A 22,924-nucleotide genomic window follows, 5' to 3' on the forward strand; every position below is an offset into this window, starting at 1 on the left:
TGTCCGGGAGAGGTCACTCGGGGTGCGGAATCTCCTCGGTCCGCGGGGCCTGCCGTATCACGGGAAGCGTGGTGACGACGGCGGCCAGCACGACCATGAAGACGGCGTACGCGACCAGCGTGCCCCGCGCCCCCAGCGACTGGAGCAGGCCCCCGGCGGCCAGCGAGGCCAGAGGGACCGCCCCCCAGGTGATCAGCCGGGCGGCGCTGACGGCGCGGGCCTGAAGACGGTCAGGGGCGAGCGCGTAACGGTACGACGTGACGACCACGTTGAAGGCCGGTTCGGCCAGCGCCGTCACGGCGACCACCGCGCCCAGCGCCAGGGGAGAGGTCAGCCACATCAGCACCGCCGTGCCACAGGCCCACAGCCACAGTGACCCGATCACCACGGTCCGCGGCCGCAGACGACGGTGCAGCCACGGAGCGGCGAAGGCACCGGCGATCGCGGTCCCGCCGGGCAGCGCCAGCATCACCCCGATCAGCGAGGGCGAGGCACCGAGCTCCTGGGCCCGCACGATCATGACGAGGGTGAGCGCGGACAGGACGAGGTTCACGGCACCGGTCAGGGCCACCAGGGCCCGCACCAGACGCTGGTGCCACAGCCACACCAGCCCCTCGGAGATGTCGGCGAGCAGTCCCCGCCGCCGGTGGTCGACGTCGCTCCGGTTTTGAAGGCCGGGCCGTACGAAGAGCATGGCCAGGAAGCCGAGCACGTAGGACAGCAGGTCCGCGACGAACGGCAGGATGTGGCCGGCGGCGAACAGGGCGCCGCCCAGCGGGCGTCCCGCCAGATCGGCGCCGAGTTCGCGGGCCTGGTTCTGGGCGACCGCGGTGGGCAGTTGGTGCCGCGGGACGATGTGCGGCAGCGCGGCGGACTCCGCGAGCTGGAAGAACACGAAGCACGCGCCGTCGATGAAGACGACCGCCAACAGGGCCGCCACACTCAGCCCGTCGACCGCGAGCGCCAGTACGACGAGTCCGAGCAGCGCCGCTCGGACACCGTCGGCCGCCAGCATCACGTGCCTGCGGTCCCAGCGGTCGACCAGTGCCCCCGCGGGCAGGTAGAGCACCAGGAACGGCAAGGTCTGGGCGAACCCCACGAGCCCCGCCTGGAACGGCGAGCCCGTCAGCGCAAGCACCAGGAGCGGGTAGGCGAGAGTCGTGACCCGCATGCCCACGGTCGAGACGACCTGGCCGCTCCACAGCAGCATGAAGTCCCGGTTGCGCCACAGCGGTCGCGCGACAGCCGACGAGGCGAGGCTCTCGCTCATCGCCGGCCGCGTAGGTCGCTCGGCGCCCTGCTGGACCTCGGACCTCGGTATCCCGCTGTCCCCACCGCTCTCCGGATCACGCATTCGCCCAAGCGTGACGTGGCACCGCGGGACCGTCCATCCCCACCGTCCTGAACCGGACATGACGGCAGCCCGGTCACCCGGCTCCTTGGGGAGAACCTCAGGCGGCGGCCCCGGAAGAGCACATCAGCGCCGCAGCGAAGAAATCCATGTGCCCGGGCCACCGGTCGGGTGAGTGCCCGTGACGGTCACGTTCCCGAGGAGGCACCCGAGCAGGGGCGCGACATCAGTCGCTCGACGGCGACTCGCCGCCCACCGAATCGTAGAAGCCACGGATGTGCCGGGCGACGAGCGTCTCGGCCTCGTCGCCCTGGCCCGCCTCGACCGCGGTGAGGATGGCGAGGTGTTCCGCGGTCAGGGAGGCGACGGCGGCGTCCCAGTCGTGTACTCGGGCGAAGGCGGCCAGCATTTCGTTCTTCACCGCGTCACGGAGCGCCTGCATGAGATCGGCGGCGAGGGCGTTGTGTGATGCGCGGGCGAGCCGGATGTGGAACTCGCTGTCCAATTCATGGAAGCGTTCGTGGTCCAGTCCGGGCCGTGTCATTGCCTCGGTGAGGGAGCGGAGCTGCGTCAACTCCGCGGGGTCGGCCTCGGCCGATGCCTGGCGCACCGCCAGCCGCTCGAGCTCGATGCGTACGTCGACCAGGTCCCCCAGGCGGAACTGCGCCAGGGCCATGTGCAACCGCAGCAGGTTGCTCAGCGCGTCGGTGGACCGGCCGGCGACCGTGGAACCCGCGTCCCGGCCCGATCCGGTGTGGGCGTCGACGATTCCCATCGCCTCCAGCACCCGCAGTGCCTCGCGCACGCTGTTCCGGCTGACGCCCAGCACCTGGACGAGCTCACGCTCGCTGGGCAGTCGGTCGCCGATCCGTAGCTGTCCGTTGAGGATCCTCTCCTGGATCTGGATCAGCACCTGCTCGTGCGTTCGGACGCGCCTGACGGTCCGCCACTCCGGGTCCGCGCTCACACCCGTCCTCTTCGGTTCATCGTTCCTGTGGTCCGACCACGCTAACACCGCTGTCACGGGGCGCGGCCGGTGGGAGGCCGGCGGCGTCGGGTGGGGTGTGTGGCGCATGTCGATCGCTGTGTGCGTGATGTCGGTGGGAGAAAGCCGGTGACGGACCATTGCCCATGAGGTCAGCCAGCTCTATGGTCCTACCACATAGAGGCAGGACCGCCTTCTCCAGGGGAGCGTGGTGATGACGGCAGTGCAAGAAGAGACGGTTGCCGAGCCGATCCGGGTGATGCTCGCGAAGATCGGTCTGGATGGCCATGACCGGGGTGTGAAGGTGGTCGCGCGCACGTTGCGCGACGCCGGCATGGAGGTCATCTACACCGGCCTGCACCGCAGACCGGAGCAGGTCGTCGAGGCGGCGGTGCAGGAGGACGTGGACATCCTCGGCATCAGCCTCCTGTCCGGGGCCCATATGCCCATCTTCACGCGGCTCTTCGACTTGCTGGCCCAGCTCGACGAGCCGTACCGGTTCGCCATCGTGGCCGGCGGTGTGATGCCGGACGAGGACGAGACGGAACTGAAGCAGATGGGGGTGGGCGCGGTGCTCGGCCAGGACTCCACTCCTGAGTCGATCGTCGCCGAGATCCGCTCCCTGGCCGGGAGGTGAGCCGATGACCGTGGACACTTCCATGGAGCAGTGGACCTGGCCGCCGCGCTACGACGAGACCTATCGCCCTCCGGAAGGCCAGACGCACTGGCTTCCGCGCCGCGAGACCATGCCCGCCGAACAACGCGAGGAGCTGATCCTCGCCCGCATCCGGCAGATCATGGCCTATGCCTGGGACAACGCCCCCTTCTACCGCCGCAAGTGGGACGAGGCCGGCATCCATCCCTCCGCCATCCGCACCCTCGCCGACTTCGAGAAGGTCCCCGTGGTGCGCAAGGAGGAACTGCGCGCTGACCAGGCCGCCCACGAACCCTTCGGCAGTTACCTCTGCGTGCCGCCGGACGAGGTCAAGCACATCAACGGAACCTCCGGTACCACCGGTCGTCCCACCGCGTTCGGCATCAGCGAGCGCGACTGGCGCAGCGTCGCCAACGCGCACGCCCGAGTGATGTGGGCGATGGGTATCCGCTCGTCCGACACCGTGCTGGTGGCCTCCCCGCTCAGCCTCTACTGGGGTTCGTGGGGCGCCTACATCGGCGCTGAGCGGCTGGGCGCCCGGGTCTTCCCCTTCGGCGCCGGCGCCCCGGGACAGACGGCGCGAACCGTGCGCTGGATCAAGCAGATGGGCGTCACCGTCCTCTACGGCACCCCCTCCTACGCCCTGCACCTGGCCGAGGTGGCCGAGGAGGAGGGGATCGCCCCGGCCTCGCTGGGCTTGCGCGCGATGGTCTTCTCCGGTGAGCCGGGCGCGAGCATCCCCACCATTCGCTCCCGGATCACCGAGGCGTTCCAGGTGGGGGTCTATGACTCCGGCAGCATGGCGGAGGCCGCGCCGTGGATGAACCTCGGTGCGGCGGCCGATGAGCCGGGCGTGCTGTGCTGGCAGGATCTCGTCTACACCGAGGTGTGCGACCCGGTCAGCCATCAGCGGCTGCCCTACGGCGCCGAGGGCACCCCGGTCTACACGACGCTGGAGCGCACCAGCCAGCCGATGATCCGGCTGCTCTCGAACGACCTCACCCGCTGGGAGGCACCCTCGGCGGAGCGCGGGCGCACTTACCCGTTCCTGCCGCGCGGCATCTACGGCCGGATCGACGACATGTTCACGGTCCGTGGCGAGAACGTACATCCCAGCGCCATCGACGAGGTCATCATGGCGGCCCCCGGCTACGGCGGCGAGCACCGCATCGTCATCAGCCGGGAGTCGGCGATGGACACCCTGGTGGTACAGGTCGAATACGACCCGCGCCAGCCCGAGGAGTCGCTGCCCGGCTGGGTCGAGCGGATCTCGGGCCGACTGCGCACCGTGCTGGGCGTGGGCGCGCGGGTGGTCCCGGTGCGACAACACACCTTCGACCGTACGGGGTTCAAGGCCCGCCGGGTCATCGACAACCGTGAGCTGCTGCAACGCATGGTCACCGACCCGCCTCCGGGGAGCATCCCGTGACGGCGACGGCGCCGCTGGCCGAACGCGTGCTGCGCGGCGAACAGGGGGCGCTGGCCAGGGCCTTGACGCTGGTGGAGCGGCGTGCCCCCGGCTGCGACGAGGTCGTGGCCGAACTGCACCGCGCGGCCGGCCGGGCCCATGTCATCGGCGTCACGGGCCCGCCCGGCAGCGGCAAGAGCACTCTGGTGGCCGCGATGGCGGCGGAGTACCGCAGAGCGGGGCGCACGGTCGGGATCATCGCCGTCGACCCGTCGAGCGTGTTCACCGGAGGCGCCATCCTCGGCGACCGCATCCGGATGTCCGAACTGGCCGGAGACCGCGGTGTCTTCATCCGCTCCTTCGCCACCCGGGGAGCGCTCGGCGGCCTCGCACGGGTGGCACTGGACGCGGTGACGGTGCTGGACGCCGCCGGCCGGGACGTCGTCGTTCTGGAGACGGTCGGGGTGGGCCAGGCGGAGGTGGATGTCGTCAGCGGTGCGCAGTCGGTGGCGGTGGTGAGCGTGCCCGGCCTCGGCGACGGGGTGCAGGCCATCAAGGCGGGATTGCTGGAGATCGCCGATGTCCATGTGGTCAACAAAGCCGACCGGGAGGGCGCCCACCGAACCGTCTCGGAGCTGCGCGAGATGCTCAGGTTGAGCCGGCGCCGCCCCGGCCAGTGGAACGTACCCGTCGAACAAACCGTCGCGCACAGCGGCGAGGGCGTCCCCGATCTCATCGAACGCTTCGACGAGCACATGACGTGGATGGTCGGCAACGGCGAGCGGGAGCGGCGTGCCCGGCGGGCCGCCGCCACCCGGATCCGGTGGGCGGCCGAGGAGCTGGTACGCGGTCGGCTGCGCCCCGGCAGCCCCGCCTTCGACGCGGCCGTGGACGAGGTCGCGGGGAAGCGCGACGACCCGGCGGCGGCCGCCCGGCGACTGCTGGAACAGCTGTGAGAACAACGATACGAGGAGCGGCACGTGGCTGACGACAACACCCGCCGATCGGAGAGGGGCACCGCCCGCCTGACCACCGACGAGCTCGCCCGTGCCGTCACCGACGAGCTCGCCGACTGGGAGCGGACCGAGCTGGCCGCCTTCACCGCGCGCCGACCGGAGACCAGGGAGAGCTATCTCTCGGGAAGCGGACTGCCGGTCAGGCGCGTCTACACCCCGGCCGACCTGCCGGCCGACTGGTCCGACATCGGCCTGCCCGGACGCTATCCGTTCACCCGCGGCCCGTACCCCACCATGTACCGGGGCCGCACCTGGACCATGCGGCAGATCGCCGGTTTCGGGCAGGCCGAGGAGACCAACCAGCGCTTCCGCTACCTCATCGCCCAGGGTCAGACCGGTCTGTCCGTCGACTTCGACATGCCCACCCTGATGGGCCTGGACAGCGACGACGCGATGAGCCTCGGCGAGGTCGGCCGCGAGGGCGTGGCCATCGACGTACTGCCCGATATGGAAGCGCTCTTCGAGAGCATCAACCTCGAGGACATCAGCGTCTCGATGACCATCAACCCGTCGGCGTGGATCCTGCTGGCGATGTACATAGCGGTGGCCGAGCGGCGCGGCTACGACCTGAACAAGCTCTCCGGCACCATCCAGAACGACATCCTGAAGGAGTACGTGGCCCAGAAGGAGTGGATCTTTCCGGTCCGCCCGAGCATGCGCATCGTGCGCGACACCATCGTCTACTGCTCGCAGCACATGGCCCGCTACAACCCGGTCAACATCAGCGGCTACCACATCAGCGAGGCAGGGGCGAACGCCCAGCAGGAGATCGCCTTCACCATGGCGATCACCAAGGCATACGTCGAGGACGTGGTCGCCACCGGTGTGGACGTGGACGCTTTCGCACCCCGGCTGTCCTTCTTCTTCGTCAGCCAGGCCGACCTCTTCGAGGAAGTGGCCAAGTTCCGCGCCGTACGCCGCTACTACGCCAAGATGATGCGCGAGCACTTCGGTGCCCGGAGCCCCGAGTCGATGCGGCTGCGCTTCCACGCACAGACGGCCGCCGCCACCCTCACCAAACCGCAGCCGATGAACAACATCATCCGCACCGCCTTGCAAGCGCTCTCCGCCGTGCTCGGCGGAGCGCAGTCACTGCATACCAACGGCCTCGACGAGGCGTACACCATCCCCAGCGAACAGGCGATGAAGATCGCCCTGCGCACCCAGCAGATCCTCGCCGACGAGACCGGGGTGACCAGCGTCATCGACCCGCTCGGGGGCTCGTACTACGTCGAGAACCTCACCTGCGAGCTGGAGCGCGGTATCGATGACCACATGCGGAAGGTCGAGGAGCTGGGAGGGGTGGAGGCCGCCATTGAACAGGGCTTCTTCCAGCGGGAGATCTCCGACACCGCCTACGACTTCGCCCGGCGCAAGGCAAACGGGGACCGTCCTGTCGTCGGTGTGAACAAGTACATCGACGAGGGCGAGCCCGAGAAGATCGAGACACACCAGCTCGACCCCGCGTCCGAGGCCCGGCAGATCGCCCGGCTCCGGCAGATCCGCGCCGACCGCGCCCCCGACCGCGCGACCGCGGCCCTGGAACATCTGCTCGCCGTCGCCAAGGACGACAGCGCCAACCTGATGCCCGCCACCATCGAGGCGGTCAAGGCACATCTGTCCATGGGGGAGATCACCGGAGCGCTGCGCGAGGTCTTCGGCTCATACACCGAAACCCCCGTCTTCTGACGGGCAGGCCAGGTCCCCACACCGACCGTCCTCAGCGTCGAGGAACCGGGAGGGTCCCATGTACCAGCAAGTGATCGACCCAGTCGGCTCGAGTCTCGGATGGTCTGCCCTGGTGGCCGCCATACCGCTGCTCGCTCTCTTCACCCTGCTCGGCGTCGTACGCATGCGCGCCTGGCTGGCCGCCCTGTTCGGGCTGTCGCTGACGCTCCTCGTGGCCGTCGTGATGTACGGGATGCCGGCCGGGCAGGCGTTCAACTCGGCTCTGGAGGGCGCCGCGTTCGGGCTCTTCCCGGCCATGTGGATCGTGGTCAACGCCATCTGGATCTACCGGATGACCGTCGCCTCGGGCCACTTCGACGTGGCGCGCCGCGCTTTCGCCAGGGTCAGCGACGACCAGCGGGTGCAGGGCATCATCATCGCCTTCTCCTTCGGCGCACTGCTGGAGGCGCTGGCCGGGTTCGGCACGCCCGTCGCCATCTGCTCCGTCATGCTGATCGCCGTCGGGCTGCCTCCCCTCAAGGCGGCGACGGTCGCCCTCATCGCCAACACCGCGCCGGTGGCCTATGGTGCCGTCGGCCTGCCCGTCATCACCCTGGCCCGGGTGACCGGGCTACCGCTCGGCGACCTGAGTGCGATGACCGGCCGCCAGGTCCCGGTGCTCGCCCTCTTCGTGCCCCTGGCGCTCTTGGTCGTCCTCGACGGCCGACGCGGGGTGCGCGAGGCGTGGCCGGCGGCGCTGACCTGCGGCGTGAGCTTCGCGGCCGTGCAGTACCTCATGGCCAACCACGGGCCCATGGAGCTGACGGACGTCGCCGCCGCCTTGGTCTCGGCGGGGGCCGTGCTGTTGCTTCTGCGAGTGTGGCGGCCACGTGAGGGCACGTCCCAGGAGGCCACACCACACCCGGCGGATGATTCCGCGGGCACGGGCACGGGCACGGGCGGGGACGGAGGCGGCGAGAGCGCCGGGCTCGGCACCGCCGTCCGAACCGAGGCCCCGCCACGGCGGCCGGACACCCGAACCGAAGTAGTCCGCGCCTTCGCCCCGTACGCGGTCATCATCGCGCTGTTCTCGGTGGTGTCCGTGTCCGCGGTCAGGGACGCGCTCGCCCGGACCACCGCGTTCTTCGCCTGGCCCGGCCTGCACATCGCCTCGCCCGACGGGAAACCGCTCGCGCTCGTCCAGTTCAAGTTCGACTGGCTGGCGGGCGGTGGCACCGTGCTGCTTGTCGCCGGACTGGTCACGGCGGTGGTGCTGCGCGTCCCGATGCGGCAGGCAGCCACGGCTTACGGGCATACGCTGCACCAGCTACGCACGGCCGCGGTGACCGTGACCGCGGTGCTGGCACTGGCGTACGTCATGAACGCCTCCGGGCAGACGGCCACGATGGGCGCCCTCCTGGCCCGTGCCGGGAGTCTGTTCCCGCTCCTGTCACCGGTGCTGGGCTGGTTCGGCACCGCGGTCACCGGCTCGGACACCTCATCCAACTCGCTGTTCGGCGCCCTACAGGTGAGTGCGGCCGAAGGCTCCGGGCACGCACCCGTGCTCACCGCCGCCGCGAACACCTCCGGCGGCGTACTCGGCAAAATGATCAGCCCCCAGAACCTGGCCATCGGCGCCGCCGCCGTCGGGCTCGCCGGCCGGGAGGGCGAACTCTTCCGCCGCGTACTGGCCGCCACGGCGGTCTTCGTCCCCTTCCTCTGCGTGCTCGTCTACCTGCAATCCACGCCCCTGCTCTCCTGGATGGTGCCCTGACGATGACCGACCCGCCCCTCGCCCGCCTGACCGCCTGCGGCGATGTGGAGGAGGCCAACGCCGCCATCGGCGCGGCCATCTCCACCAACTCGATGGAAGCCGAACACGACACCCTGCTGGGCACCGTCCAGCGGGACCTCCTCGACCTCGCCGCCGACCTGGCCGACCCGCGGTCGACCCGGCTGAACCCGGCAGCTCACCGACGCCTCGACAGCGCGCGGCAGCAGTACGCCCCGTCGGCCCCCGCTCCGCCCGGCAGCCACGTCCTGGCCGGCGGAAACGAGGCCGCGGGCCTGCTGCGCCTCGCCCGGGCCGTCACCCGGCGCGCGGAGCGCTCGGTGCGGATCCTCGCAGCCACGGAACCGGAACGCGTGCCGCCCTCGGCCGCCGCCTATCTGAGCGCCCTGGCCGCACTGCTGTCGGCCGTGGCCTTGCGAGTGGACCGGGAAGACCCCGGAAACCTGGCGATGGGGGCGTGCGGGGACCGACCGCCCAGGGCCCGTCCGGCATAGCGCCGACGAGAATCCCGGCCCGGTCGGTGTGCGCTCGGGCGACAATGTCGGTGTGGAACTTCGCCAGATCGAATACTTCGTCGCAGTCGCCGAGGAGAGTAGCTTCACGCGTGCCGCGGAGCGGTCGCAGGTGTCACAGTCCGGTCTCTCCGCGGCGATCCGCAGTCTGGAGCGCGAGCTGGGATCCTCTCTCTTCCACCGCACCACGCGCAGCGTGCAACTGTCGCGGGCGGGCATGGCGCTCCTGCCCAAGGCGCGGGAGATGCTGAGGCTGGCCACGGCCGGCCGTGATGCCGTCGCGGCCACCACGGCGGGGTTGCAGGGATTCTTGCGGCTCGGTGCCGAGCAGTGCCTCGGCGTCATCGACCCGCCGGCGCTGCTGGAGAGGTTCAAGCGCCGGGAGCCCGGCATCGACATCGCTTTCACGCAGGCGGGCAGCGCCTTTCTCCTGCGCCAGCTGCGCGAGGAGCAGCTGGACATCGCCTTCGTCGCACGGCCGGAGTCCTCCCGGCGCGGTGACGACCTGCACTGGATCCAGCTGTCTCAGCAGGGTCTGGTGCTGCTCTCCGCGCCTGCCACGCCGTTGGCTCACGGGGACGAGGTCGCCTGGGAAGACCTGGAAGGACTCACCTTCGTCGACTTCGAGGAGGGATGGGGAGCCAGGGAACTCAGTGACCTGGCATTCGCGGCACGCGGGGTGAACCGGCGCGTGCAGTACACGGTCAACGACGTCCATACACTGCTCGACATGGTGCGCCGCGGCCTCGGTGTCGCTCTCGTTCCTGAGCCCGTCTCCCGCAAACCGCAGGCCGAGGGGCTGGCCGTCCGGCGCCCGGCGGTAGCGGGCAGCTGGGTGGTCTCGATAGCGACGCGCCCCGCACTCGTCGCCTCACCGCACGTAGCGGTGTTCCTTGAGCTCACCGCCGAAGAAGCCGGACTCCTCAAGGATTAAGAAGCGGTGCTTCTCAGTGCGATGACCAGCTCCTGTTGGACTGCTGAATCAAACCCGCGCACCATGGAGGACGCCAAGAGCCCGCTTCGGCGGAGCGTCCCTTCTGTCACCGTGACACGGAGAACACCATGAATTACGTCGCAGACCCCTCCCGCTACGAGGGCTCGATGCACTACCGCCGCACTGGACGCTCCGGGCTCGACCTCCCCGCCCTCTCGCTGGGCTACTGGCACAACTTCGGTGACGACATGCCGTTCGAGAGTCAGCGGCAGATCGCGCTGCGGGCCTTCGACCTCGGCATCACCCACCACGACCTGGCCAACAACTACGGCCCGCCCTACGGTGCGGCCGAGATCAACTTCGGCAAGATCCTCAAGCGGGACCTGAGTCCGTATCGGGACGAGCTCGTCGTGTCCACCAAGGCCGGATGGGACATGTGGCCGGGCCCCTACGGGCAGGGCGGTGGCTCCCGCAAGTACGTACTCGCCTCCCTCGACCAGTCCCTGAAGCGCATGGGTCTGGAGTACGTCGACATCTTCTACTCGCACCGCCTCGACGCCTCCACCCCGCTGGAGGAGACCATGACGGCGCTGGACACCGCGGTGCGACAGGGCAAGGCCCTCTACGTCGGCATATCCTCCTATGACGCGGAACGCTCCCGGCGCGCCGCGGCCATCCTCCGTGACCTGGGCACTCCGCTGCTGATCCACCAGCCCTCCTACAACATGCTCAACCGGTGGATCGAGACCGAGGGCCTGCTGGACGCCGCGGCCGAGGAAGGCTTCGGTGTCATCGGGTTCACCGCGCTCGCCCAGGGCCTGCTCACCGATCGCTACCTCAACGGTGTCCCCGACGGCTCGCGCGCCACCCAGGACAAGTCCTTCGACAGCGACTGGCTCAACGCGGACACCCTCCAGCGGCTGCGCGCGCTCAACGACATCGCCTCCCAGCGGGGGCAGACCCTGGCCCAAATGGCCCTCGCCTGGGCACTGCGCGACGATCGCGTCACCTCCCTGGTCATCGGTGCCTCCCGCGTCGAGCAGTTGGAGCAGAACGTCGCGGCGCTGGGCAACCTCTCCTTCACCGACGACGAGCTCGCCGCCATCGACAAGCAGGCGACGGTGCGGGACAGCGTCGATCTGTGGCAGCGGGCCCGCACCGGCGGCCTCGGCTGAACCTGCCCATCGTCGGCGAAGTACTCAGCCCCGGTGCCGCGCCGCGCTGCCGCGGTGACGGCGGTGCGACGCTCGCCGGGGACTTTCTCGCGTCATGGTCAGACGCCCCCTGGGCCCCGCCGCCTGCCGGATTCGTCGAGTGTCCGTAGACCCTGGATGAGCAGGTGCAGGCCGAATTCGAAGTGGGCCGTGAAGTCGGTGCCGGTGAGGGTGGGCAAGGCGGCGACGAGGTGTGGGAACGGCCCGGACGCCACGGCCTGGCGCAGGCGTTCGGGGTCCGCGTCCGCTTCGTCGCCGGGCCGGAGGGCGGCCTGTTCCTCCAGGGTGTGACCGACCGTGAAGTTGGCCACCGCCATCAGGGCGCGGGCCGCGTCCTCATCGGCGAAGCCCGCCTCGCGCAGGACGCCCGTCACGGTTTCGGAGAAGCGCAGGGTGTGCGCCCCCGTCGAGTGCGTACCGGCGAATACGCGAGCGCCGTCGCGATGGGTGAGCAGGGCCGTGCGCATCGCTCGGGCGAGGTCGGCCAGGCGCTCATCCCAGTCGCCGTTCTCGCGGGGTGCGGGGATGTCGGCCAGCATCCGTTCGGCCATCGCGGTCAGCAGGTCCTGCTTGGTGGCGAAGTGGCGGTACAGCGCCCCGGCCCGCACACCCAGGGAGTCGGCCAGGCGGCGCATGGTCAGGTCGTCGAGGCCGAGGGAGTCCAGCAGTTGCAGGGCGGTGTCGACGGTGCTCGACCGGTCCAGCCGGGCGGGTCTGCCTCGGCCGGGACTTGACGTGGAACTCATGGTCCGCACTATAGTGAACAGCGTTCTCGTGAACGTTGTTCACTAAATGGAGGGCCCCGCCTATGCATGCCGACGTGATCGTCGTCGGTGCCGGACCGACCGGCCTGATGCTCGCCTGCGAGCTGGCGCTGGCAGGCGTCCGCACACGGATCATCGAGCGGCGCACCGAGCCGCAGCGAGACTCCCGTGCGCTGACCCTGCATCCGCGCAGTGTGGAACTGATGGACCTGCGCGGTCTCGCGCCCCGATTCCTCGCGCTCGGCCGTACGGTGCCGGGCTGGCACTTCGCGGGCCTGGACACCCGGCTCGACTTCGCCGCGCTCGACAGCCGGCACGGCTACACCCTGTTCCTCCCCCAGGCGCGTACCGAATTCCTGCTCCAGGAACGGGCGTTGGAGCTGGGGGTGGAGATCGCCCGCGGCTATGAGAGCACCGGTCTCCGCCAGGACGCGGACGGCGTCGAGGTGCAGGTCCGCGGACCGGGCGGCCGCGCGGAGACCCTGCACGCGCGGTATGCCGTCGGGTGCGACGGCGGTCGCAGCGGGGTGCGCGAGGCCGCCGGTATCGCCTTCCCGGGCGCGGACGAGACCTTGACCGGCGTACTCGGGGACTTCGCGGTGGTCGACGCCGATCCGACCGCGCTCGACCGGGCGCGGGCGCGCGGTGTGCTGGTGGCGCCTTTGGACGGCGGACTGACCCGCCTGGTGTATCTGGATCCGGAGCGGATGCGTACCCCGAGCGGTGTGCCCGTGTCCTTGGAGGAATTCCGTACGTCGCTGACCCGGATCTGCGGCTCCGACCTCGGGGTCGCCGAGTCGCGGTGGCTGTCGCGCTTCGGCAACGCCACCCGCCTCGCGGACGGCTACCGGCGCGGGCGCGTGCTCCTGGCGGGCGATGCCGCCCACATCCATTTCCCCGCGGCCGGCCAAGGGCTGAACACCGGTCTCCAGGACGCCATGAACCTGGGGTGGAAGCTGGCCGCCGAGATAAACGGCTGGGCGCCGCCCGGTCTGCTGGACGGCTACGACGCCGAGCGCCGGCCGGTCGGGCGAGCCGTCACCGAGAACACCGAGGTGCAGACTCTCCTCGCGGAGTTGACGCTCGTCCCGCGGTACAGCCGCCCCACCGCCGCCCTGCGTGGCCTGCTGGACGAACTCCTGGGCATGCCGGAGGTCAATCGCCGGATCGCGGGCCAGGTTTCCGCACTCGACACCAGCTACTCGGCCGGCGACGCCCACGCCGCCGACCCGTTGGTGGGCCGGCGGATGCCCGACATCGAACTCATCGACGCCTCGTCGGCGGCGACACGGGCCTACGAGCTGTTCTCCCGGGGCCACTTCGTCCTCCTCGGCCTCGCCGGAGACACCGGCTTGGGGCCGACCGTCGCCGCCGGATGGGACTCACGGGTCACCGCCGTCACCGTCGCCCGGCACGACGGCCATCCGGAACTGGACGGGGTCACCGAGGTGCTTGTCCGCCCCGACGGGCACATCGCCTGGGCCACTCGTACCACTGAGCCGGACGCCCGGCGCGCCGAGCGGGCCACCGCCCTCGCCACCTGGGCCGGTACGACGCAAGGGATGGCCACGCGGTGACCGTGACCCCAACTGTCCGGTCAGGCCGCCTCGGACGCCAAGGGACAGCCGGTCGGACCGGGCGACCACGCGGCCCAGGTGGTACAGATGGCCCGCAGTCTCGGCGCGGCGCCCAGGTCGTCGTGCCGATGTCCCCAGGCGACCGCGTGGAATGCCGAGGTGGCGCAACCACCAGGCAGTCGGACTCCCCGGCGACATCGAGTTCTGGCCCGCGGACAGCGGATGCGCATCAGATCTGGTTCTCGCCCCCGTCGACGTACACATTGGCGCCCATCATGTAGCTGCTGTCCGCGGAGGCGAGGAAAGCCACCGCAGCGGCGACCTCCTCCGGGCGCCCGATCCGGCCGATCGCGACCTCGGCGCCGAGTTTCGTCTTGAAAGCCGCTGAGTTCTCCTCGCCGACGAGTTCGGTGATGCCGGAGGTGTCGATCGGCCCGGGCGAGATTGCGTTGACACGAACGCCCCGGCTGTTGAGTTCGTTGGCCCAGGTCCGCGCAAAGGACCGGACAGCGGCCTTGGACGCCGCGTACGCGCCGAACGCCGGTGTGCCGTGGTCGGCGGCCGTGGAGGCGTTCAGTATGACCGAGGCGCCGTCGTTGAGGAGCGGCAGCGCCTTCTGCACGGTCAGCAGCGTGCCCTTGACGTTGACCTCGAAGATGCGGTCGAAGTCCTCGCCGGTGATCTGCTCCAGCGTTGCGAACGAGGCGGTGGCCGCATTGGCGAACAGCACGTCCAGGCCCCGCCCCCGCTCGCGCACTGTGTCGTACAGCCGGTCCAGATCGGCCGTGTCGGTGATGTCACCCGGCACCGCGGTGACCGTGGAGCCGATGGACTCGACCGCCTCCTTCAGCTCGGCCTCACGCCGGCCGGTGATGAACACGTGCGCCCCCTCGGCCGCCAGCCGTGCGGCCGTGGCCCGGCCGATCCCCCGCGTTCCGCCGCCCGTGACGACAGCCGTCTTGCCTTCGAGTGTTCCCATGACGTGACCTCTCCCTATTTCTGTCCCGATCGGAACAGAAAGAGACCGTAGCACTTCCGGTCCACTCGGTACAGAAGAGGTATGATGCGCGGTGTGGAAGCTATGCGCAGGGCACCGATCGGCCGACCGCGAGGGTTCGACACCGATGAAGCCCTACAGCGGGCCATGGTCGTCTTCTGGGAACACGGCTACGACGGCGTCAGCCTCACCGACCTGACCCGCGCCATGGGAATCACCAAGACCAGCATGTACGCGGCCTTCGGCAACAAGGAGGACCTCTTCCGAAAGGCCCTGGAACGTTACGCCGAGGGTCCTGCCTCCTACAGCGCCCGCGCACTGCACGAGCCCACCGCCCGGGCGGTGGCCACCGCCTATCTCGCCGGGTCCATCCATGCCTCCACCCAGGCCGACCGTCCGGCCGGATGCCTCGGCGTCCAGGGCTTCCTGGCCGCAGGCCACCTCGGACAGAGCGCCGGCAACGCGCTCGCTGCGTGGCGCAACGACAACCGAGCACACCTTCGCGACCGCTTCCAACGCGCCATCGACGAAGACGACCTGCCCGCGGGCACCGACCCGGACACCCTCGCCCACTACCTCATGACCATGGCGAACGGCATCGCAGTCCAGGCGGCCACGGGCGCCACCCGCGACGAACTCCAACGGGTCGCAGACGCCGCCCTCCACAACTGGCCACCCGCCTAGACTGGCTCTTTGTCCTGGACGAGCTTGTCGTGACACGTCGTGAACGCCGTGGGAACGTCACGGTTGAGCGGTGGGCCCGGCGAGGCGATCGCCGGACAGCAGCGTGCCTGCTTGCTTGACGTGCCGTAGGACAGGTGAGACTTCCATACTCTGCAAGCCAGGCAGGGCCCCGATGCGATCCGATGTGAATTCGAAGAGTTCGTCGAGGTCTCGGCAGTGGGCGACGGCATGGACGTTGTAGGGGCCGGAGATGGCCGCCGCGAAAGCGATTTCGGGTTCTCGTGCCAGCGAGCGTCCGACATTCTTCACCTCTGACGGATGCACTCGCAGCCACAGGTTGGCCCGCGCGTGATAGCCCAAGGCTGCTGGGGCGATCTCGACGTCGATGTGGACGACGCGTTCCTGAAGCAGGACGCGGAGGCGGCGGGATACGCGGCCCGGTGTGGAGCCCGCCGCTGTGGCGAGGTCGACGAGACTGGCCCGACCGTCTGCGGCGAGCGCGTCGAGAATCTTCTCGTCTTCGGCGGTGAGGTGAACGGGGCCGTTACTGACGACCGGAGACTCCGTGAACGGGGGGCCGTCACCCCCGAGCATGGCTTCCTGCTCCGGGGACAGCGCGCCGTGGAGCGCGGCCCAGTAATGGCCGCGGCCTCCCATGAATTGGCGGAGCATGGCGAAGGCACTGATGTCGAGCACCGCGGCGGTGCGCGGAAGCCGTTGGCCGAGCAACTCTTCCCGCTGCGCTTGATCCCGTGACTGAGTCGCGCAGGTGACTTCGGAGCCCGCCGCGCCCAGGGCTACCCAGTTGACATCGTCTCGCTTGGCGAGTGCGCCCGCGATCGCCGCGACGCTCCCGGGCCGGCAGCGTAGTCGTACCAGCCATCTGCTCTGTCCCAACGCTCCCGGGTTGACCACGCCGACGACGCGGATGACGCCGTCGGCGTGCAGGCGCCGATATCGGCGGTTGATGGTGCCTTCGGTGAGGCCGAGCGCGGCTGCTATCGAGGCGAAGGGGGCTCTCGGGGCGACCTGTAGTGCACGAATGATTCGGACATCATCGGGTTGTATCGCGACGGATTCAAACACTGATGCACCTGCCATAGCGGGAATCCTACAAATTGATCTGCCTGGCTCGCACCCGCGGCAGCACGGCAAGCAGACTGTTCCGCACCGATGAAGAGCCACAGCGGCTGTACTCCGGTGCCGCCCGGGGCGGTGTCGGTCATGGACGCACGAAGTGGCCTCGCGACGCAAAGGAACGGAGATGACGCTGCATGTCATCGAATGTCACAGGGCAGCACACGCCGACCGCCCTCATCGTCGGGGCCTCGCGCGGCCTCGGCCACGCGATGGCGGCTGAATTCCTCGACAGAGGCTGGAACGTCATCGGCACGGTCCGCGACACCTCTGTGCGAACGCCCCTGCACGATCTCGCCGACCGGGCCGAGGGCCGCGTCATCATCGAGCATCTCGACATCAACGAGCCCGACCACCTCGCGCCCCTGCACGAGCGTCTTGCGGAACGCCGGCTCGACCTCCTCTTCGTCAACGCCGGCACCACGAACAGCGAGCGGATACCCATCGGCAAGGTGGCAACAGACGATTTCGTCGAGGTGATGGTCACTAACGCTCTCAGCCCGATGCGCGTCATCGAGGCGCTCGAAGACCTGGTGTCCGCCACCGGCCTCATCGGAGTGATGTCGTCCGGGCAGGGCAGCATCACGAACAACACGACCGCGGGCCGCGAAGTCTACCGGGGAAGCAAAGCGGCCTTGAACATGTTCATGCGCAGTTTCGCGGTCCGGCAGGCCGAGACGCGGCGCGGCTTCGTCCTCCTGGCACCGGGCTGGATCCGCACCGCGCTCGGGGGGCCGGACGCGCCGTTCACCGTCGAGGAGAGCGTCCCGCTGCTGGTGAATATCCTGCTGTCCAAACTGGGCACGCCCGGCCTGGCATATCTGGACCGCTCGGGGCAGACAGTGCCCTGGTAAGCACCGCCGAGCGACCATGGCGGACGGCCCGAGGATCAGCCGGCACCGTAAGCGGTCTCAGCACTCGAAACGCCCCATCGCCCGCGTCTGACCTGGCCGATACGCATACGCAGGAGACCGCAAAAGATGACGAATATGCCTCTCATCGCTATCGAAGAACACTGGATTATGCCGGACGTGACGTCCGCCCTCCGAGCCGTGCCGCAGCCTGACGAAAGCCTTGTCTTCAATGAAATGGGCGACAACCAGGAACGCCTGGAGGATCTGGGGGCCGGCCGCATTGCGGCCATGGACGCTCAGGGAATCGACGTATCCGTCCTCGCCCTGACACCGCCCGGAGTCCAGCCGCTGCTCCCCAGGGCAGCGCTGACTCTCAGCCGCGCCGCGAACGATATGGCTGCGGCAGCCGTCGCCCGACACCCGGACCGCTTCCGATCGCTGTCCACTCTCCCCATGTCGTCACCAAGGGACGTCGCGGGCGAGCTGGAAAGAGCTGCGGGCATGGGGCACGTAGGCACCATGGTCTACGGCCGATCGGGCGACCTGTTCCTCGACGACCCTGCCTATGACGACTTCTTCTCCGCCGCGGCGGAACTCGGCCAGCCCGTGTTCATCCATCCGCAGCTGCCCTCGACCTCAGTCCGAGACGCCTCATATCGCGGATTCGACTCCATGACGGATCTCGCCCTTGCCACTTTCGGGTGGGGGTGGCACCTGGACACCGCAATCGCGGCGCTCCGGCTGGTGCTGCGAGGGACGTTCGACCGGCATCCCGACCTTCGAGTCGTGCTCGGCCACTGGGGGGAGATGCTGCTCTTCTGGCTCGACAGAGTCGACAGCCTGTCCCGTATCGCCGGACTGGAGCGATCCGTATCGGACTATGTCCGGTCGAACTTCTATATCACCACCTCCGGCATGCTCAATCCGGCACTCCTGCGGCACGCCCTGTCCGTCACCTCGGTCGACCGGTTGATCTTCTCGACCGACTACCCGTTCCAACGGCCAACCAGAGAAGACATCGATTCCTTTCTGAATCACTTCTCGACAGACGCGGAACGCGAGCAGTTCTCGTCGGCCAACGCGGCATCCTTGTACGGTATTGACTTCTCGGCAAAGCCGTAAATTCTCGGCAAAGCCGTAAATTCCGGAGCGGTTACGTCGCCGATGCGGGCGGTTCGGTCAGTGAGGCGATGCACGTGGTGAGCAGGCGCCGCATCTGATCCTGTTCGTTGGCATCCAGATTGGCCAGCATGTCTCGTTCGACGCGGCGAACCGCGGCGCTGGCCACCTCGAGCTGGCGGCGCCCGCGGGCGGTCAGCTCGGTGGGCAGGACCCTGCCCACGGGTGCCCGTGCTGGGCGGATGACGAGCCCCTCTCGTTCGAGGGCCTTCAGGAGCACATTCATCGACTGCCGGGTGACGAAGGTGCCGCGGGCAAGCTCGGAGTTCGACAGACCCGGTCGCTGGGCCAGCAGCTCCAGGCAGGAGTAGTGGGTGATCGTCATGCCGAGCGGACTCAGCACGGCCTCCAGGGCGGAGTGCAGAGCACTCGCGGCCGCCTTCAGCATGTAGCCGACCGATGTGTCCAGCTCGATTCCGGGTTCGCCTTGACTCATGTCAGTAGTCTGACATACATTGCGGCATGTCAGAAGACTGACATGCCTATGAGGAGGTAGGAATCGTGGCCGTCACCGGACCCGACTTCATTTCACTACAGGTGCGCGACCTGGAGCGCTCTGCCGTTTTCTACGAGCGGTACTTGGGGCTGAAGCGCTCTGACGCAGGACCGCCGCACGCTGTGGTGTTCGACACCAAGCCGATCGCGTTCGCCGTCCGCGACGTCGTCCCGGGCGTCGACCTGGACGCGATCGCGCAGCCGGGCCAGGGGATGGCGCTGTGGCTGCACGCCCCCGACGCGCAGGACATCCACGACGCCCTCGCCGCCGCCGGCACGACGATCGTCTCAGCGCCCATCGACGGGCCGTTCGGCCGCACTTTCACGTTCGCGGACCCCGACGGTTACCACGTGACCCTCCACGACCGCGGCTGAGGGGCGGCCCGGCCTCCGGCGTGGCGGGCTACGACCTCGACTCGGGGCTCGCCCGCGGCGGGGAGGGGAACACCGCTGGAGGGTGTTCAGTTCTTCGTTCACACATCAGCCTTGAACGCCCTCCTCCCACGTCTGCGGACCGACCTCAGCTCACGCGATCTTCATGCGATCAACCGCCTACTTCGGCCTTGAGCGCAGGTGGTTCGCGATCGCCGCGTCCTCGTTCGCGCCGTACATGTCGTCGATCAGCGCTGCGAACGATCTCACGACGGCATTGCGCTTGATCTTGCCGTTCGCGGTCCGCTCGCCTCGCTCGATTTCCAGGGACCGTGGCAGAACGCGAAAGTCCTTCAACTGCTCTACGCGCGCGAGGTCCGCGTTGACCCGTGCGACCTCCGCTCGCAGGCGCTCGGCCAGCGACTCCGCCGACCGGGCGTCCGCGGTTGTGCTCGGCTCGAGCAGGACAGTGAGGTACTTGCGGGCGTCGCCGACGACGATCGCTTCGTTGATCAGCGAGCTCTCCTTCAACCGGGTTTCGATGGGCTGAGGATTGATCGTTTTGCCGCCTCGGGTGATGATCACGTCCTTCTTGCGGCCGATGAGCCGGATGTCGCCGTGGGGTGTGCGCTCCATCAGGTCACCGGTACGGAACCAACCATCCTCGAAGACAGCCTCGGTCTCCGCCGGGTTGCACCAGTATCCGTCGAAGAGCAGCGGCGCGCGGAGCAGCATTTCGCCATCGTCCGCGACTTTCACCTGGAACCGTGGGTCAGGGAATTCCTTGCCGATGAAGCCCGGACGAGGGAACGGCTGGTCGAAATGAGCGATGGGACACCCGGCGGTCTCGGTGAGACCGTAGTTTTCGCGAAGATCGAGCCCCCAGATCTGCCAAATCGCGATGACGCTCTCGGGCATCGCGGCAGACGCGGTGTAGGCAACCCGGATGCGATCCATTCCGACGGTTGCCCGCAGTGGCAAGAACACCCAACGAAGTGCGGCGGCGTACGCGATCCGCAGCGGCACCGAGGGTCGGCGATGGGACCAGCGGCGTTCGGCTACCCTGCGGCCGGCCCACATGGCGGCGTCATAGGCGTAGCGACGAAGTCGCGGCCAGCCCTCCGTCTGTGCGATCAGTTCGCCGGCGATCTTCTCGTAGAACCGCGGTGGCCAGAGCACTGCCGTCGGCCGCACCGAGCGCAACACATCTTCGTAGTCACCCATGCGGCAGTACGTGACCACCAGCCGTGCGAGCAGCGGCGCGAACACCGACACCAACGCCGGCGCCACGTGGGCCAACGGCAGGAAGCTCACGACATCGTGCTCGTGGCGGAGGATCTGCGGGTAGAGGCCGACGAAGGTCTGAACCGAGTGCTGAAGCGTGCGGTGCGAGTGTGTGACGCCTTTCGGAACTCCCGTGGATCCCGACGTGTAGAACAGCACGGCGGCATCGTCGAGGGATCCGCCGGCGACCAGCTCGGACAGCGGATCGGCGCTGTCGTCGGCGTACTGTGTTCCTTCTTCGCACAGCGCTTCCCACGTTGTCCTTTTGATCACCTCGGGCAGCTCCGGCGGAGTGGCGTCGATTCCGACCACGAGCCGCAGCTTCGGTGTGTGTGCGGCGACCTCCGCCACCTTGGTGAGCTCCGTCGTCGTCTCGCCGATGAAGGCGACGGCCTCGCTGTGTACGAGGAGCTGCTCGATCTCGGCAGGTGAGTTGGTCGGATAGACGCCGATCACGACACCGCCGACGCTCTGCACGGCCAGCGCGGCGAACACCCACTCCGGGCGTGCGCCGCTCATCACCGCGACGCGATCGCCGTGCCGCACACCTTGTGCGACAAGGCCGAGCGCGAGATCTTGCACACGATCCCGGTATGTCCGCCACGTGATCGCCTGCATAGCCCCGTCACGCCAGTGACGCAGCGCGACGGCGTCGGGTTCCCTGTTCGCGCGGTCGAGCAGCAGCCCCGGTAGCGTCCGGGTTGGCTCGAAATTGGTCAGATCCATGACACGGCCTCTCTTCCAGAGCCGACAAGTCCGGGCCCGATGAGATTCATGCGGCACTCTCCCCGAGGTGCAGGAAGTCACCTCGGTACCACGTCACCGGCTCGCCGCTGCCCGTCCGCGCTTCGTGTACACGGCCGATGAGGATCACGTGATCTCCGCCGGGTACGGCTTGCTCCAGTTCACAACGGATGACCGCCGCCGCATCGGGCAGCAGCGGATGGCCCGTCTCATCGAATGCGAAGGCTCCGTACGCGAACTTGTTCTCACCCTTTGTCGCGAACTTGATCGCCAACTCGGCGTGTGCGGGTGTCACGATGTTGACGATGAACCGCTCGGCCGCCATGAAGACGGGAGCGCAGTCCGCTCCTCGGTCCAGGCACACCAGGACGAGCGGCGGATCGAGCGACAGCGCCGCAAAGGAACTCGCGGTGAACCCGTGCAGCGTGCCTGACGCGCTTCGCGTCGTCACGATCGTCACGCCTGAAGGGAAGCGGGCCAGCGCCGAGCGGAAGGCGGCCGAATCCAGCCTTTGAAATTGATCAACCATGGAATCCCTCGCGGGCAGCTCGGGCGGCAGGGTCGTTGAAGACCGTGCGCGCGTCGGCAACCGTGACCCGGAGCTGCTCTTCGACCGGCCAACTGGACGTCCCTGAGTGAAGGGCCCGTTTCAGCGCCGCGAACACGGCAGGTGGTTTCGCCGCTGCCGCCCGCGCGTCCGCCATCGCGATCGTGAGCAGGTCGTCCCGCTCGACCACCTGGTCGACGATGCCCACCGTCTTCGCATCGAAAGCGTCGAAGGGCTCTCCGCCCAGCAGGAGGCGCCGGGCCGCGCGGTCACCCAGGACCTCACGTACTCGAGTGATTCCCTTCACGGCCGGCAGCATCCCGTGGTTGATCTCGGGGAAGACGAAACGCGCCTCGGTCGACGCGTACACCATGTCGGCGAACAGTGCCATTTCGATGCCACCACCGACGCACCAGCCGTTGACCGCACACACCAGCGGCCGGGCAAAGTCCTCCAGAGCGCAGAGCAGCGCGTGAAACGACGCCATCCGCTCGACCATCGAATCGGCGCCGAAGTCGATGGCTTCCTTGATGTCGCCACCCGCGCAGAAGAAGCGCTCACCAGCTCCCGTCAGGACCACCGCGGGGGTGCCGGGGCCGTCGGCGAGGGTTTCCAGCGTCGTTGTCAGCTCGCTGACGAGCGCGTTGCTGAGCGCGTTCGCCGGCGGGTGGTTCAGAGTGAGTACAACCACGCCGTCCACTTCGTCGGACGCGTGCACAGCGCTGGGCGCTGTGTTGTGCGAGGCAATGCTCATG

Annotated in this window: 22 protein-coding genes; 13 read left to right on the forward strand and 9 right to left on the reverse strand. The window is 68.7% G+C overall.

Annotated elements, in window-relative coordinates; all coding sequences use genetic code 11:
- Positions 1–13: 13 nt before the first annotated feature.
- Both AB0E24_RS41415 and AB0E24_RS41420 read right to left on the reverse strand, forming a co-directional pair.
- Entirely contained in the window at positions 14–1,354 is a 1,341-nt protein-coding gene (locus AB0E24_RS41415) for an MFS transporter (RefSeq protein ID WP_174885959.1), read from the reverse strand.
- Between the two features lie 223 nt (positions 1,355–1,577).
- Positions 1,578–2,318, reverse strand: coding sequence for a FadR/GntR family transcriptional regulator (locus AB0E24_RS41420; RefSeq protein WP_250849199.1), 741 nt, complete (start codon positions 2,316–2,318; stop codon positions 1,578–1,580).
- A 232-nt stretch (positions 2,319–2,550) separates the two neighbouring features.
- On the opposite strand from AB0E24_RS41420, the gene AB0E24_RS41425 reads away from it, so the two are divergent.
- From AB0E24_RS41425 to mgrA, 8 genes are all read left to right on the forward strand, one after another.
- Positions 2,551–2,973 (forward strand): cobalamin B12-binding domain-containing protein, encoded by a 423-nt coding sequence (locus tag AB0E24_RS41425; RefSeq protein ID WP_069874216.1) that lies wholly within the window; start codon positions 2,551–2,553, stop codon positions 2,971–2,973.
- A 4-nt stretch (positions 2,974–2,977) separates the two neighbouring features.
- The gene (locus AB0E24_RS41430; RefSeq protein WP_232639075.1) at positions 2,978–4,420 is read left to right on the forward strand and encodes a phenylacetate--CoA ligase family protein; all 1,443 of its coding nucleotides are present in this window, start codon (positions 2,978–2,980) and stop codon (positions 4,418–4,420) included.
- Positions 4,417–5,355 carry a methylmalonyl Co-A mutase-associated GTPase MeaB gene (meaB, locus tag AB0E24_RS41435; protein WP_232639074.1) on the forward strand — a complete coding sequence of 313 codons (939 nt, stop codon included), beginning with the start codon at positions 4,417–4,419 and terminating at the stop codon, positions 5,353–5,355. Before AB0E24_RS41430 ends, meaB begins: the two co-directional genes overlap by 4 nt.
- Positions 5,356–5,379: 24 nt before the next feature.
- Positions 5,380–7,104, forward strand: a complete 1,725-nt coding sequence (locus tag AB0E24_RS41440; RefSeq protein ID WP_232639073.1) for a methylmalonyl-CoA mutase family protein — start codon at positions 5,380–5,382, stop codon at positions 7,102–7,104.
- Between the two features lie 58 nt (positions 7,105–7,162).
- Positions 7,163–8,857: an L-lactate permease gene (locus AB0E24_RS41445; protein ID WP_359384890.1), complete on the forward strand. Its 1,695-nt coding sequence runs from the start codon at positions 7,163–7,165 to the stop codon at positions 8,855–8,857.
- Between the two features lie 2 nt (positions 8,858–8,859).
- Positions 8,860–9,369 carry an ATP:cob(I)alamin adenosyltransferase gene (locus AB0E24_RS41450; protein WP_079153788.1) on the forward strand — a complete coding sequence of 170 codons (510 nt, stop codon included), beginning with the start codon at positions 8,860–8,862 and terminating at the stop codon, positions 9,367–9,369.
- Positions 9,370–9,421: 52 nt separating this feature from the next.
- Complete coding sequence (locus AB0E24_RS41455) at positions 9,422–10,321, forward strand: LysR family transcriptional regulator (RefSeq protein ID WP_232639071.1); 900 nt, start codon at positions 9,422–9,424, stop codon at positions 10,319–10,321.
- Between the two features lie 128 nt (positions 10,322–10,449).
- The gene (gene mgrA, locus AB0E24_RS41460; protein ID WP_102934047.1) at positions 10,450–11,496 is read left to right on the forward strand and encodes an L-glyceraldehyde 3-phosphate reductase; all 1,047 of its coding nucleotides are present in this window, start codon (positions 10,450–10,452) and stop codon (positions 11,494–11,496) included.
- A gap of 98 nt (positions 11,497–11,594) precedes the next feature.
- On the opposite strand, the gene AB0E24_RS41465 is transcribed toward mgrA, so the two are convergent.
- Positions 11,595–12,281, reverse strand: coding sequence for a TetR/AcrR family transcriptional regulator (locus AB0E24_RS41465; protein WP_107474721.1), 687 nt, complete (start codon positions 12,279–12,281; stop codon positions 11,595–11,597).
- Positions 12,282–12,343: 62 nt separating this feature from the next.
- Here AB0E24_RS41465 and AB0E24_RS41470 point away from each other — a divergent pair, with 62 nt between their 5' ends.
- Positions 12,344–13,876: a monooxygenase gene (locus AB0E24_RS41470; RefSeq protein ID WP_359384894.1), complete on the forward strand. Its 1,533-nt coding sequence runs from the start codon at positions 12,344–12,346 to the stop codon at positions 13,874–13,876.
- A 229-nt stretch (positions 13,877–14,105) separates the two neighbouring features.
- Here AB0E24_RS41470 and AB0E24_RS41475 read toward each other — a convergent pair whose 3' ends face one another.
- Positions 14,106–14,855 (reverse strand): SDR family NAD(P)-dependent oxidoreductase, encoded by a 750-nt coding sequence (locus AB0E24_RS41475; RefSeq protein ID WP_069874246.1) that lies wholly within the window; start codon positions 14,853–14,855, stop codon positions 14,106–14,108.
- Positions 14,856–14,957: 102 nt separating this feature from the next.
- Between AB0E24_RS41475 and AB0E24_RS41480 the strand changes: the two genes are divergently transcribed.
- Entirely contained in the window at positions 14,958–15,557 is a 600-nt protein-coding gene (locus AB0E24_RS41480) for a TetR/AcrR family transcriptional regulator (RefSeq protein WP_371352338.1), read from the forward strand.
- Positions 15,558–15,614: 57 nt separating this feature from the next.
- Here the strand turns inward: AB0E24_RS41480 and AB0E24_RS41485 are convergent, their stop codons facing one another.
- Positions 15,615–16,658, reverse strand: a complete 1,044-nt coding sequence (locus AB0E24_RS41485; protein WP_147965248.1) for an Lrp/AsnC family transcriptional regulator — start codon at positions 16,656–16,658, stop codon at positions 15,615–15,617.
- 173 nt (positions 16,659–16,831) lie between these two features.
- Between AB0E24_RS41485 and AB0E24_RS41490 the strand changes: the two genes are divergently transcribed.
- Positions 16,832–17,548 (forward strand): SDR family NAD(P)-dependent oxidoreductase, encoded by a 717-nt coding sequence (locus AB0E24_RS41490; protein WP_147965247.1) that lies wholly within the window; start codon positions 16,832–16,834, stop codon positions 17,546–17,548.
- A 126-nt stretch (positions 17,549–17,674) separates the two neighbouring features.
- On the forward strand, positions 17,675–18,670 hold the full coding sequence (locus tag AB0E24_RS41495) for an amidohydrolase family protein (RefSeq protein WP_435865384.1): 996 nt from the start codon (positions 17,675–17,677) through the stop codon (positions 18,668–18,670).
- A 31-nt stretch (positions 18,671–18,701) separates the two neighbouring features.
- Here AB0E24_RS41495 and AB0E24_RS41500 read toward each other — a convergent pair whose 3' ends face one another.
- On the reverse strand, positions 18,702–19,163 hold the full coding sequence (locus AB0E24_RS41500) for a MarR family winged helix-turn-helix transcriptional regulator (protein WP_069874254.1): 462 nt from the start codon (positions 19,161–19,163) through the stop codon (positions 18,702–18,704).
- 65 nt (positions 19,164–19,228) lie between these two features.
- Here AB0E24_RS41500 and AB0E24_RS41505 point away from each other — a divergent pair, with 65 nt between their 5' ends.
- Positions 19,229–19,597, forward strand: coding sequence for a VOC family protein (locus AB0E24_RS41505; protein ID WP_079256939.1), 369 nt, complete (start codon positions 19,229–19,231; stop codon positions 19,595–19,597).
- Positions 19,598–19,774: 177 nt separating this feature from the next.
- On the opposite strand, the gene AB0E24_RS41510 is transcribed toward AB0E24_RS41505, so the two are convergent.
- Genes AB0E24_RS41510 through AB0E24_RS41520 form a run of 3 tightly spaced genes read right to left on the reverse strand, consistent with a single transcriptional unit; the run spans position 19,775 to position 22,923 of the window.
- Entirely contained in the window at positions 19,775–21,604 is a 1,830-nt protein-coding gene (locus AB0E24_RS41510) for an AMP-dependent synthetase/ligase (RefSeq protein WP_359384898.1), read from the reverse strand.
- 46 nt (positions 21,605–21,650) lie between these two features.
- Positions 21,651–22,151: a flavin reductase family protein gene (locus AB0E24_RS41515; RefSeq protein ID WP_359384900.1), complete on the reverse strand. Its 501-nt coding sequence runs from the start codon at positions 22,149–22,151 to the stop codon at positions 21,651–21,653.
- Complete coding sequence (locus AB0E24_RS41520) at positions 22,144–22,923, reverse strand: enoyl-CoA hydratase/isomerase family protein (RefSeq protein ID WP_174885969.1); 780 nt, start codon at positions 22,921–22,923, stop codon at positions 22,144–22,146. Before AB0E24_RS41520 ends, AB0E24_RS41515 begins: the two co-directional genes overlap by 8 nt.
- Position 22,924 lies beyond the last annotated feature (1 nt).

The organism is Streptomyces malaysiensis subsp. malaysiensis (assembly GCF_040653035.1).
Classification (GTDB): Bacteria; Actinomycetota; Actinomycetes; order Streptomycetales; family Streptomycetaceae; genus Streptomyces; species Streptomyces malaysiensis.